Annotated in this window: 12 protein-coding genes; all 12 read right to left on the bottom strand. The window is 36.2% G+C overall.

Translation table 11 applies throughout. The annotated features are described in order from the left end of the window. Positions 1 to 377: 377 nt before the first annotated feature. On the bottom strand, positions 378 to 950 hold the full coding sequence (gene rfbC, locus I2I04_RS03545; RefSeq protein WP_195654310.1) for a dTDP-4-dehydrorhamnose 3,5-epimerase: 573 nt from the start codon (positions 948 to 950) through the stop codon (positions 378 to 380). 5 nt (positions 951 to 955) lie between these two features. Beyond that, positions 956 to 2,074, bottom strand: coding sequence for a dTDP-glucose 4,6-dehydratase (locus I2I04_RS03540; RefSeq protein WP_074637047.1), 1,119 nt, complete (start codon positions 2,072 to 2,074; stop codon positions 956 to 958). Next, a complete protein-coding gene (gene rfbA, locus I2I04_RS03535) occupies positions 2,071 to 2,973 on the bottom strand; it encodes a glucose-1-phosphate thymidylyltransferase RfbA (RefSeq protein WP_143257435.1) in 903 nt (300 codons plus the stop codon). Before rfbA ends, I2I04_RS03540 begins: the two co-directional genes overlap by 4 nt. Before the next feature lie 13 nt (positions 2,974 to 2,986). Continuing rightward, positions 2,987 to 3,703, bottom strand: a complete 717-nt coding sequence (locus I2I04_RS03530) for a WecB/TagA/CpsF family glycosyltransferase (protein ID WP_195654309.1) — start codon at positions 3,701 to 3,703, stop codon at positions 2,987 to 2,989. A 229-nt stretch (positions 3,704 to 3,932) separates the two neighbouring features. After that, a complete protein-coding gene (locus I2I04_RS03525) occupies positions 3,933 to 4,976 on the bottom strand; it encodes a glycosyltransferase family 4 protein (protein WP_195654308.1) in 1,044 nt (347 codons plus the stop codon). A 146-nt stretch (positions 4,977 to 5,122) separates the two neighbouring features. Beyond that, positions 5,123 to 6,100: a hypothetical protein gene (locus tag I2I04_RS03520; RefSeq protein ID WP_195654307.1), complete on the bottom strand. Its 978-nt coding sequence runs from the start codon at positions 6,098 to 6,100 to the stop codon at positions 5,123 to 5,125. A gap of 2 nt (positions 6,101 to 6,102) precedes the next feature. After that, positions 6,103 to 7,092 (bottom strand): acyltransferase family protein, encoded by a 990-nt coding sequence (locus I2I04_RS03515; protein WP_195654306.1) that lies wholly within the window; start codon positions 7,090 to 7,092, stop codon positions 6,103 to 6,105. Between the two features lie 9 nt (positions 7,093 to 7,101). Then, positions 7,102 to 8,283, bottom strand: coding sequence for a polysaccharide pyruvyl transferase family protein (locus I2I04_RS03510; RefSeq protein WP_195654305.1), 1,182 nt, complete (start codon positions 8,281 to 8,283; stop codon positions 7,102 to 7,104). A gap of 25 nt (positions 8,284 to 8,308) precedes the next feature. Beyond that, positions 8,309 to 9,568 carry a Coenzyme F420 hydrogenase/dehydrogenase, beta subunit C-terminal domain gene (locus tag I2I04_RS03505; RefSeq protein ID WP_195654304.1) on the bottom strand — a complete coding sequence of 420 codons (1,260 nt, stop codon included), beginning with the start codon at positions 9,566 to 9,568 and terminating at the stop codon, positions 8,309 to 8,311. 1 nt (position 9,569) lies between these two features. Further along, on the bottom strand, positions 9,570 to 10,592 hold the full coding sequence (locus tag I2I04_RS03500) for a glycosyltransferase family 2 protein (protein ID WP_195654303.1): 1,023 nt from the start codon (positions 10,590 to 10,592) through the stop codon (positions 9,570 to 9,572). After that, complete coding sequence (locus I2I04_RS03495; protein WP_195654302.1) at positions 10,582 to 11,865, bottom strand: hypothetical protein; 1,284 nt, start codon at positions 11,863 to 11,865, stop codon at positions 10,582 to 10,584. The genes I2I04_RS03500 and I2I04_RS03495 overlap by 11 nt, the downstream gene beginning before the upstream one ends. Then, positions 11,858 to 12,577, bottom strand: coding sequence for a glycosyltransferase family 32 protein (locus I2I04_RS03490; RefSeq protein ID WP_195654301.1), 720 nt, complete (start codon positions 12,575 to 12,577; stop codon positions 11,858 to 11,860). Before I2I04_RS03490 ends, I2I04_RS03495 begins: the two co-directional genes overlap by 8 nt.

Genomic DNA, 12,577 nt, shown 5'->3' with positions numbered 1-12,577 from the left:
AAGTTCATGCAATATTGCACAGGCAAAGGTGCTATGAAAATATGACAGAGAAAACGGGTACTTTATCGGATGCTTACATATCATTAGATTCTTTCTTTTTCATTTTATAAGTTTTTGATACTACAAAAATAGTAAGTAAATCTGAGACTATATAGTCTAATTACAATTATTTTTAATCAATAAGCATACTATTAAAAAACAATATATCAACGATCTTCACAGACAGTTGATATATTTAGAATACATATCAGCATTTTGCTAATATGAGGGGGACAGATCAGGAATATACCGCTGTATTTTTCCCAACCTGCAAAATGTAGGGGGTTCATGTGTGTAGCATGAAGTTAGGGACCTACATATATCGTTATTATTATATGCTATTTATATAAATCCTCTCCATACAGAAATGGAGATTCAAAATCTTTCAATAGTGGATGCTTAGTATCTTTCTCGCTTAAGATAGCCTTACCTGTAGGAATTCTCCAACAAATGCCAAGTGATTCATCTAATATACTGATACCTCCATCATGTTGTGGAGCATAAAAGTTATCACATTTATATTGAAACACTGCCGTTTCACTCAATACAGCAAAACCATGAGCAAAACCACGAGGAATAAAGAATTGACGATGATTCTCCTCCGTCAATTCTACCGCTACATGCTGACCATAGGTAGGCGAACCTTTGCGGATATCAACAGCCACATCCAGCACTGCACCCTTTACGCAACGTACTAACTTACTTTGGCTGTAAGGCATAGTTTGAAAATGTAGTCCCCTCATCACTCCATACGAGGACACACTTTCATTATCTTGTACAAACTTAATGGGACGTACCTTTTCGTCAAACTCCCTTTGCGAGAACGATTCGAAGAAATATCCCCTGTCATCCTTAAAAAGACGCGGTTCAATGATTACCACCCCTTCAATATTTGTCTTAACAACTTCCATACAGATTATCTATTCTTATACATATCCTCGTAATAGCTCTCGTAAGCACCACTGGTGATATTATCCATCCACTCTTGATTATCCAGATACCACTGCACCGTCTTCTCAATACCCTCTTCAAACTGTAGACTAGGCTCCCACCCCAATTCATTCTTCAGTTTCGTAGAGTCAATAGCATAGCGTAAGTCATGTCCCATGCGGTCCATTACATAAGTAATCAGTTCCTCGCTGTGTCCTTCCGGATTACCCAGTAATCGGTCCACAGTCTTAATAATCACATGGATAATGTCTATGTTCTTCCACTCGTTAAAGCCACCGATGTTATACGTATCCGCTACCTTACCTTTATGGAAAATCACGTCTATGGCCCTTGCATGATCTACCACATAGAGCCAGTCGCGCACATTCTCTCCCTTACCATATACAGGTAACGGTTTGCGGTGGCGAATGTTGTTAATAAACAGCGGAATCAACTTTTCGGGAAACTGATAAGGTCCATAGTTGTTCGAACAGTTTGTCACAATAGTCGGCATACCATAAGTATCATGAAAAGCGCGTACAAAGTGATCACTACCCGCTTTCGAAGCCGAATAGGGGGAGTGTGGATTATACTTTGTTGTCTCTTTGAAGAACTCATCGCCATATACTTCGTGTGCAGATATATCCGAAGACTTGCCTTCCGGGTGCGTCAATTCCAATGCTCCATACACCTCATCAGTTGAAATATGATAGAAACGCTTACCCTCATAGCCTTCCGGAAGATACTCCCAAGTTAACCTGGCAGCTTGTAATAAAGAGAGAGTTCCAAGAACATTAGTACGAGCAAAAGTAAACGGATCTCTGATACTACGATCCACGTGACTTTCGGCAGCTAAATGAATAACCCCATCTATATGATACTGTTTAAAAATCTTCAGCATCATCTCAAAGTCACAAATATCCGCTTTTACAAAAGTGTAGTTTGGTTTATTCTCTACATCTTTTAAGTTAGCCAGATTTCCCGCATAAGTCAACTTGTCCAGATTGATAATATGGTAATCGGGATACTTGTTCACAAACAAACGTACCACATGGCTGCCTATAAATCCGGCTCCACCGGTAATGATAATATTTCTTTTATTCATAAATTACTCTTTCCTGTGCGTTCCACTTCCTCTACCACCTGCAACAAATACTGCCCATATTGATTCTTCAGCATCGGTTGGGCCAACTCACACATCTTGTCGGCATCAATCCAACCTTGTCTAAACGCTATACCTTCCAGACAAGCAACTTTCAGTCCTTGTCGTTTTTCAATCACCTCAATAAAGGTCGATGCTTCACTCAACGAGTCGTGTGTACCCGTATCCAACCAAGCAAAGCCACGTCCCAGTGTCTGTACTTTCAACTCACTATCCTCCAGAAATCGCTGGTTCACAGTGGTAATCTCCAATTCCCCACGAGCTGACGGTTTGATGTGCTTCGCTACATCTACCACCCTATTAGGATAGAAATAAAGCCCCACTACCGCATAGTTCGATTTTGGCAGTACAGGTTTTTCCTCAATGCTTAGGCAATTACCCTCGTCATCAAACTCCGCCACACCATAGCGTTCCGGATCACTTACCCAATAGCCAAACACAGTAGCTTTTTGCTCCTTTTCTGCCATGTACACCGCCTCTTTCAACATGGTACTGAAGCCATTCCCATGAAAGATATTATCACCTAATACCAAACAGACCGAATCACTGCCAATAAAATCCTCACCAATAATAAAAGCTTGCGCCAATCCATCAGGTGACGGCTGTTCTGCATATTCAAACCTCACGCCATAATCACTTCCATCACCCAGCAAGCGCTTAAATCCCGGCAAGTCATGTGGAGTAGAGATAATCAATATCTCACGAATACCCGCCAACATCAAAACCGAAATTGGATAATAAATCATCGGTTTATCAAAAATAGGAATCAGCTGTTTGCTAATGCCTTTGGTAATAGGATACAAACGTGTACCGCTACCACCAGCTAAAACAATACCTTTCATATCATTGTATAATCTATATCTCTTTACAAATATTCCATAAGAACAACACATTACCAATCAAGTACCTACGCCACATTCGCTTAGGTTCTTTTATCAATCGGTAGAGCCATTCCAACGAATGTTGTTGCCACCATAATGGAGCCCGTTCAGTAGTACCTGCGTAAAAGTCAAACACCGCCCCTACGGTACCCACATGACAATGAATATTCAATTTTTGCCAATTACTGTAAATCCATTTCTCCTGCTTGGGAGCCGTCATACCAATCCATAACAGATCTGGATTTGCCTCATTAATAGCCGCCACAATAGCCGCATTATCTTCCTGTGAAAATTCCGGTTTATAAGGAGGTGAATAAGTCACCACTTCCAAGTTCGGATAATCCACTGCTGCCCGTTGTTTAATCAATGCCAAAACATTCTCCGAGCTACCCATAAACATACATCGCCCTCCTTTCTCATTAAGGCGATTCATCTCAAGAACAAAAAGATCCCAACCTGCTATTCGTTCCCGCGGTTGGCTTTGCATCTTTAACCATTTACAAACTTTTACAATACTTGCTCCGTCAGGGATAAGTGCATCTCCCTTCATCAGTGCATTGGCAAAAAGTGGATCCTTTAGAGCAGTATTGTAAGAATGTGCATTAATTGTGTTTATTAGCAACTTTCCTTGAGGTAATAATTTTAGTTGCTCTGTGCTCTCCATGATAGAGAGTTCTTTTAGCTTAATCATATAACTACAATTACTTTATTATATATTTCTCATAAAGTTCTACTGTTCATCTTGCTATGTTACTCCACGGCAGTTCTTCCTGACATAGCCTTACATTTCAGTGAAAGCGGCTTCATCAATTCCCTTTTTATATCTAAGTTATTCAAGACTTATGCAATTTTGTGTACAGATTCTATTAAGGCTATATTTTTCGTACAATAGACATCCAATATGCTACTCCAAAGCATCATTACTTCTTTAGCAGTTGTTCATACAAACCTGCAATTTCATTATTTATAGTCTCAAGATTAAATGTAGTAGACGCTAGCAACTTGGACTCCTTTGCGATATCCTCTCTCAACAGTTTATTACTTATCAGCTTTTCCAGCTGATCTGCTAGACTTTTTATATCTCCAGGCTTAAATAACAATAAATTTTTCCCATCTTTTGCTATATCCGGTATTCCCCCTACAGGAGTTGTTATAACAGGCAGTCCATAAGCCCATGCATCTAAAACAGCCATAGGAAATCCTTCCGCATAGCTAGGGAGACAGAAGATTGTAGCTTCCTTGAAGACTTTATCCTTCTCATACCCATTTACCCATCCTAAAAATTCCGTTTGCTTATTTATACCAAGTTTTTCAGATAGCTTTCTTCCTTGCTCTATTTCACCATTACCAGCAAATACAATTAACCAGTCTGGATAAGTTTTGGCTACCAAAGCGAATGCCTTAATCATATCTGCATAACCTTTACGAATATTCAGTGTTCCTGCATAAAGTATTATATTTTTCTTTTCATACTTTTCTTTAAGAATTTCTGTAGTACATGGATTATAGATCACTTGTAATTTATCATTCAGCTGAAGTGCATTGTTTACATATTCTTTCCACATTTCCGATAAAACAATCACTCTATCAGCCCGATTAAACAAATAGTGATAAATCCATCTATACTTACTATTTACAGTTGTATCTGGTGAAAAAGCATGAAAATGAACAATTACTTTCTTTCTACAAATTTTAGCAAACGAAATAAATAAACATTTACGCAAAGCAGATGGTGGTTCACTAGTATGAATATGTACTAAATCATAGCTTGGAAGTACCCATAGGAATTGAACAAAGCTTTTTATAAAATACCACAATTTATATTTTCCATTTTTATCTATATGGGTTTCAATCCATTTACAATGATAATTATTCCACTGTTCTCCCTTTTCATGGGCCTTTACCACAGACGTAATGCCACCACGTGTCTTACGAGACGTAGCAACAACTAATACTTTTGCCATATAATTAACAATATTTTATATCAGGCTCTGCTCACCATAGCCTGATAATAAGGAAATGATAAAAAAGTATCTTTTGTATTAGAACTAAACTTTAGAAAAGGAGAAACTTTGGTACTATCATTCAGGAATAACCTGAAACCTAAAATTTATCTATTAAATAACACAGGTTTCATATTTGCATAACATTCTTTCATATTACACAACGAATGAGATACCGCTATAGAAGAGAATTGTACTTCATGGATTGCTTTCACCCATTCATCCACCGTTTCAACAACACAAAAAGGTTCTAACCTTTTTCTTGAATGATATGGATTACGAGTGATGATAAGTGGCTTTCGTAATCCTTCTGCATCGACAATAGTAGAAAGTCCAACACAATAATTCAGCTTATTCTGAAGAAGCGGACAAACTAATGCTTTGGCATTAGCCATTGCATTTATCATTTGTGGATAAACATCCCCTGAATTCTCCGTAATAACTACTTCTATATTAGGAATCTCTTTACATATCTCTGGTAACTTCTCAAAATTATTACCTGCATGACTTTTACAAGTAATAATTTTAAGCGGGGCACCTGTTCTTCTAAAAGCTTCAATCAGTATGTCAAAATCACGTTGTTCCTTTCCTGTTGAAACAAAAAAGCCATTGTCACTTTTAGTAACTCTATTGTAAAATTCCTCATCAGCCCCCCACCCTGGCATAGAACACCTATCACCTTTCACTAAATTCCGTTCAATGGTCTCTTTCATAGAAAGTTCAGAGAGGAAAAACAGATGCTTCACACCACTTAGCAAAAAACGATAAAAAAATGCCTTAAAACCTTTTGTCACCTTAGGAGTATGATGCAGATAAGCAAAAATTGGGGTACGGATAAACCCTAATACAGAAAAGCTTAACAGCAATGCATGCGCCTTCAAATTCAGATTAGGAATAAATACCAACTCCGGACGATACTTACACAATAGCTTCACATCGTTCCATAATTCAACCGCTTCCTTGGCCCAAATAACTTCATGACCTTCTTCTTCCATTTCGCAAGCCCCATAAAGCCAATGCGATGGATTCTTACCTTCCTTCCATAGCTGATAATTAACAGGAGCTCCAATATATAAGATTTTCATAATTAACGATTAAATAATTTACAGCTAATCAATGACCAGCACTTTTTGCGTAACTGATCCACAGAGATGGTTAAAACGAATAATGCTATAATAAATCCTGCAGTATAAAGTAGAAAAGTTGGAATACTTAATGTGGTCCACCATTCTTCAATAGTAGCATAATACCATTTAGAAACATTCCCTCCTTCATGAATAAGATATACGGGAAACATAGAGGCTGCAACAAAATTAATAAAAGGATGATGAGCAATATTAGTGCGTACAAAAGTTAGAAATAAAAATATAGCTCCTAGTACAATAAAAGGAGAAGCATACGAATTACTTAACTTTGCTATCCAATAATCATCAGGGAACAAAAAGTTTACCAACAGCAAACAACTTACCACAAGAATATATACTTTCCAAGGAGCTTTTACACTAACATTTTGATACGATTTTAATCCATAGCCAATAATATATAGGCAGACAAAATGAATCAAGCTATATCCGTATGGATCAAAATGTTTATTCAATATGAATCCATAACCCATATCTAGCAAAAGCACTATTCCAGAATACTTTAAGAGATCGCCTTTAGAACAACCATTCAAGAGTTTATTAAGCATAGGTGATACTAACATTAGCAGAATATAAATATCAACGAACCATCCACCACCAGATACCGGAGCGCTCAATGGTTTAACTATCCATTCCCACCAAACATGATGAATACCTAAACAAGTAGTATCTACTATCAAATGAAATAGTTTATAAAAAACAATTATCCACATTAAAGAGAGGAATGATTTCCATGATAAGCGGATACCATAATAACCAGATATAAGAATAAAAAGATTCACCCCAAAAATAAACGGTACATACCAGACGGTGGAGTGACTTCCCACATAGACAGGCGATATGCCATGAACGAAAACATGATAAATCACTATCATACTCATAGCAACAATACGAAGCAATTCAAGGTTTGAATCACGCTGTTTAACAATAGCCATTATTATTAATTAATTCTTATTTGCTAATTTCAATGCCTTCTCAAAAAAATCCAACGATTTTTTTCTGTATTTAGCCATAATTTCATCCACTTTCGAATAATCTATCTCTCGCTCAATCGCTAAGACATCTCCATTAAACTTTCTCTCTGAAAGCCCAAACATATTCAATAAACTATCTATGCGACTATGAGTAGAGTTACCCGCCTTAGGATTAACACGATAAAATGTCACAAATTTGCGATGAGTCAAAATAGAAAATACCGTACCATGAAAAGAGTCAGTACAAACATAAGCGGCATTACTCAACAGGTGTACAAAGTCCCAAGCGTTAATATCATAAGGCGCATAATCCCCTAACGTTTCATCTGCAGGGACATATTCATCCATATGACGCATTATTACAGTTTTTAAGCCGGTTTGCTTAGCTAATCTATATGCTTCTTTACGAATATCAGTACGCGGGCCCAAAAAATAACAAAAGATATATGGTTCTGGTGGAGTTTGTTTAGTAGAGTTCTTTGCAAAATCTAGCCATTGAGCACTTGTCAATAACATGGTCGGATCTGCAACAACCTCTGCTTTTTTACAAGAAATGGAATCTACTATCTCTTTTGCTTTTACTTCACGCACTGAAATCATATCCAAGCGCTCTAAATAATGTTTTGTCCCTGTACGTTGAATCGCAGGAATTTTAGATACACCATAACTGGCAGCATAAGAAAACTTGGGCACATTATCATCCACAAAATTCAAATTCCAATAGTTGCTATAGAAGCCAAATGGTCGCCACACCTGATCACTTCCTACAAATATTGCATCAAACTCTTTTGAACCTTCACACAAGGTCTTGTATCCTTTATATTCTCGGAAATAAGGTAGAAACTCTTTTTGCTTAAAAAAATTAGTTGCATTCCGACGAACTTGTTGATTGGGCAAATAATCTGGATATTTCCAACAATCACTCTTAAATCGTCTTTTATTCTCCAGTAATTCAAATCCTCCACTAAGCATTAATCCTGGTGCTATTTTGATCCAATCCCATATTGAACGTTGTTTTTTATACTTAATAAAAGTCAAATCATACCCAAACCCTTTCACGATTTGCAATGTAGCATAAGCTTGCAAACACGAACCATAATTGGTGTGATTAAGATCACTTACTATAACTCCACCTATTTTTCTCTTCCCCATAATAATTTATCTTTTTTATTCAATATCAAATTTTAGGAGCTTTCCCTTTTATTAATGGAATCAAAAACCACAAAAACTTATAGCATCCTATAAATTGCTGAATATTAGTATGTAAATAAGATATTAACCATTTTAATTGATTACCTCCATGAAGTTGCAAATCATATATAGGCACTTTCTTTCCTAACATTCTATTAAAACCAATAAAAGCAGAATTACGATATTTTTTTATTCTAGCCATCACTTGACTATCATTCACTGTTTTTGCTAGAATTTCGTCAAGCGCAATCACCCCCTCATCCTTAGCTTCCATTAACCAGTCGAGCATTCTATGATTACGTACTATTAACGAATTTATTCCTACCTTATCCTGTATATATGGTTCTACATGGATATCCCCAAAGCTTACATCCGCCAATTCTCCATAATGATCTATACACATTGTACACCGATGAGGTACAAAAATGCTCCTAAGTGGATGATAATAATTCTGAAATCTTTCCTCGTACTCTATACCCTCTCCTTTTACAACCATATTGCCCAAACAACCATTATCTCGGTAGGCAAAATACGTTAGTTTTTCTTTTTGTATTCCTCTTTTACGAAAAACATACTCTGTCAAATGAAAATTTCGACCAGATGAACAATAAATGGCAAAATATCCTGCAACTTTTTCACGGAATCGTTTGTCCACCTTCTCATATTTCCGGAATCCTTCTATATGGCAAGGTAAGCCAACAATTATATACCGAGTACCTTCTGCTTTTTTTATGTCACGAATAGCATGATTAAGAGAAACAGGTGCATATTTACTACTTTTTCCCATTAAAACTTCTTCACGAGTTCGGGCTATATATGAATTGACCAACAATGGAGTTTGTGCATTAAATGCTGTCACCACTGCTCCATCAATATATTCCTTCTCAAGAAGAAATATAAGGAATTGACTTACCATACCACCAGATGCACAATGATAACGTATTTCAAAATCACTACTATGACCTACAAAACATTTTAGATAATGTCCCATCAATTCGTCCGTAACTCCTTCAGTAAAACATTCTCGTGTCAATTGTTGCAGATTTACCCCTATGCCAGGACATACATCATAACAACGATGACATCCTTTATTATTCAGACACATTTTATTATCTACTATAGGACGGAAACATCCTTTCTTCACATCTATGTGAATAGCATGAGACGGACAAGCATCTTCACATACACCGCAGCCAGTACATAGATCATGTTTTACAGTATATCCAATATTAGGTTTATAAATCATCTCACTTAAATTTATATAATAGAATAAAGAATAAGCTTATATGATGTTTCATACAAAATATATAAAGGCTATTTCCTAATCCATATTTACGACTTACTGGATCTCTATAAAATTCTGATAATATTGGGTTACGTGTTTCCTTACTTAGATGCTTAACTTTCTGTAAAAATGGCTCCTTACTGTATGATATATATTTAAGAATTATTTTAAAAACCCGTAGCATTTGTGAGAAATAATGATTTTTATAATCGGAATATTCAAAATTTATTTCACAATATTCTCTTAATAATGTTAGCATTTTAAGTAACCGTTCATGTTTCTGTTCCGAATAATTTTGAGAGATAGACACTGGATTTATTAGATAATTATAGAATACATTAGGAATAATCCCTACACTCTGTACATAAGGTAAGAAATAAAGTAAAAAAACAAAATCTTCCGAAGCAACCATTCGTTCACTTGGATATCGTATTCCACTTTCCATGAAAAGACTTCGACGAAACAAAGCCATACAAGAACTCATTTCATAATTATAACTCTTTGGATTTTCATAGTCTTTTCCTATAATCCCCATTAAAAATCGATGTACTTCTTCACGTCCCCGAAAATACTCTTCGTGCACTTTGCTTTTAGATTCTAATTTTATCCCATCAATTGTTATTCGGCGATGCTGAAAACAGCACATGTCTAAATTCTTTTTTTTACATATTTGATATACAGTTTCGTATGTTTCTAAATCTACATAATCATCAGAATCACAAAAAGTAATATACTCTCCTGTAGCAAATTCGATTCCACTATTACGTGCCATACCGAGCCCCTCATTAGTCTTATGTATAACCTTTACACGAGTATCCTTTTGCGCATACAAATCACATATAGTAGGACACTTATCCGGACTACCATCATCTACTAGAATAATTTCAATATCCTTCAATGTCTGATTCAAAAGAGAATGTACACAACTGTCCAGATACTGTTCAACCTTATAAACTGGAACTATAATAGAAACTTTAGGATTCATAAAAAATTACACTATTATTAACAAGTTTTTGCCTACGCAATTTAATGCCTACAAAGCACACTGCAAATACAACGAAAGGGAAATAATAATTTGAATATACAGTTGCATTATACCACATAAAAACAAAACTTACCCCTCCCATAAAAAGCCCTAAAGCCGACCAATATTTTACCACTCCATCCTTCGCATTGTGATAAAAAGAATAGAAGCGTATGATAATAAGGACATAGAGCAAAAGAAAAAACACAAAACCCATCCATCCCAATTCCAACAGCACGTATGAGAAAGTAAAATAGAAATAATAGGTAGGAGAATATTTCTCTGCTAACGGTGTTTTAAATACTTGCGACTGCGTCAACGAACCAATACCATTACCCACCAAAACAGTTTTCATATCACTGGAAAGCAAATACGTACTCCGCTCAATACACGTATTACGATTAAAACTCAAGATACCCGATTTGCCCGATTGCAATCCATAGTCATTTTCCAAATAACCGCTCACTTTCTCACTGTCGAACGTAGCATTTACATAATCTTCATTATAATAGAAAGACAAAGTAAATTTCACCATTGGTATCAGCAAAAAGTAAGCTGCCGCCAATATAACAATCTGTTTGATGTCGAATCTCTTAAACAAAATATACCCCCCATACAAGCACATGGGAAGAAGCATATACAGCAATTTGATTTCAGCAAGTATTCCAGCTATGAAACAGAAAACAAAGATGAAAACAAAACGTTTTAAAGTTATCCTTTTCTGAAAGTAATCAGCTGTAGAAACAAAAGTAATAACAGCTAGATAGATGGAAAAATCGCCATTTCCACCAAATGTACCTCCCATGGAATCACCCGTTTGCCCCAAAGTAAACTCTACAACTACAAACAATACATTCCATTGAACAGACTTATCAAGCACTTTTTTAAACCAATCAACATCTGCTTGCTTGAAGAATATGATAATCATATAGGCAATCAAACCGTAGCGAGCAAACTGCCTCGCTCCCCATATTGTCGCCATGAGCGGTGTAAAGCTAATGATAGATGAAACAATACCCAAAAGCAAAATAATCCCGAAAACAGGTCCGATCCACGCCCCGATGCTAGATTTAATATTGGGCCAACCTCTTTGGGGTGCATGGAAAGCAAGTAACACACACAATAGAATATCTGGCACAAGAGCCACTAGTTGACTGTTCCAGACAAAACGAGAAATCAACGAACTATAGATGATCCACAGAATAGTAAAATGCAATATTTTTCTTCTATTCATGCTTAAGGAAACGTTTAATTTTAGTTATCCAATACCCTTTCTTCATTTTCATTTTATCCGCAAAACTCATCCAAGTAGCCGCATAGTGATGAATGGTTCGTGTATTATAGGTAAGCTCGCATTTATTAGAAAGATACTCAATGGGACAAAAATATTCCCAAGGGTAGATAGTAATGTTATTAAGTTGTAATGGAATGTCCGACAGCTGCAGGCCATGTTTTTTCAGCACATTGGTAGTAATAGGAACAATAGGGATTTGCTGTAAAGTGCCATCAGACAATACATAATGGTTGTTCTCATAATACTTCATAATTTCCCGAATAATAGGATTACCTGCCTCACAAGCAAATCCTAATCCTGGATTCACATTAATAGCAGCTTCCGGTGCATTAACATTCTTCTCAAAAGCCATCCACGCCCCTCTTTCAAGAATATCATAGATTGGCTTCACCATTTCTACATCAGTATCAAAATATACACCGCCATTTTCATAAAGGATCTTCAGCCGCGCATAATCACTCACATAGGCATATTTCTTCTTTTCGTAAGCTTCCTCAGTGAAAGGAATACCTTTTACATCGAATTTTTTTTCGTCCCATTGAATGATTTGATAATCGGGCATTAGCCTACGCCAACTATCTATATAACACTGGTAGTTAACAGGAATAGGATTACCACCAAACCAGCAATAATGTATTATCTTAGGAATCAT

The organism is Bacteroides sp. 1001136B_160425_E2, from assembly GCF_015559655.1.
Taxonomy (GTDB): Bacteria; Bacteroidota; Bacteroidia; order Bacteroidales; family Bacteroidaceae; genus Bacteroides; species Bacteroides luhongzhouii.
The sequence above is the reverse complement of the archived record's forward strand: the minus strand, read 5'-3'. Positions and strand labels throughout refer to the sequence as shown.

Excerpts from the sequence above, each read along its gene's own strand:
- rfbC (WP_195654310.1), bottom strand. The coding sequence starts at position 950 with ATGGAAGTTGTTAAGACAAATATTGAAGGGGTGGTAATCATTGAACCG.
- I2I04_RS03540 (WP_074637047.1), bottom strand. The coding sequence starts at position 2,074 with ATGAATAAAAGAAATATTATCATTACCGGTGGAGCCGGATTTATAGGC.
- rfbA (WP_143257435.1), bottom strand. The coding sequence starts at position 2,973 with ATGAAAGGTATTGTTTTAGCTGGTGGTAGCGGTACACGTTTGTATCCT.
- I2I04_RS03530 (WP_195654309.1), bottom strand. The coding sequence starts at position 3,703 with ATGATTAAGCTAAAAGAACTCTCTATCATGGAGAGCACAGAGCAACTA.
- I2I04_RS03525 (WP_195654308.1), bottom strand. The coding sequence starts at position 4,976 with ATGGCAAAAGTATTAGTTGTTGCTACGTCTCGTAAGACACGTGGTGGC.
- I2I04_RS03520 (WP_195654307.1), bottom strand. The coding sequence starts at position 6,100 with ATGAAAATCTTATATATTGGAGCTCCTGTTAATTATCAGCTATGGAAG.
- I2I04_RS03515 (WP_195654306.1), bottom strand. The coding sequence starts at position 7,092 with ATGGCTATTGTTAAACAGCGTGATTCAAACCTTGAATTGCTTCGTATT.
- I2I04_RS03510 (WP_195654305.1), bottom strand. The coding sequence starts at position 8,283 with ATGGGGAAGAGAAAAATAGGTGGAGTTATAGTAAGTGATCTTAATCAC.
- I2I04_RS03505 (WP_195654304.1), bottom strand. The coding sequence starts at position 9,568 with ATGATTTATAAACCTAATATTGGATATACTGTAAAACATGATCTATGT.
- I2I04_RS03500 (WP_195654303.1), bottom strand. The coding sequence starts at position 10,592 with ATGAATCCTAAAGTTTCTATTATAGTTCCAGTTTATAAGGTTGAACAG.
- I2I04_RS03495 (WP_195654302.1), bottom strand. The coding sequence starts at position 11,865 with ATGAATAGAAGAAAAATATTGCATTTTACTATTCTGTGGATCATCTAT.
- I2I04_RS03490 (WP_195654301.1), bottom strand. The coding sequence starts at position 12,577 with ATGATTCCTAAGATAATACATTATTGCTGGTTTGGTGGTAATCCTATT.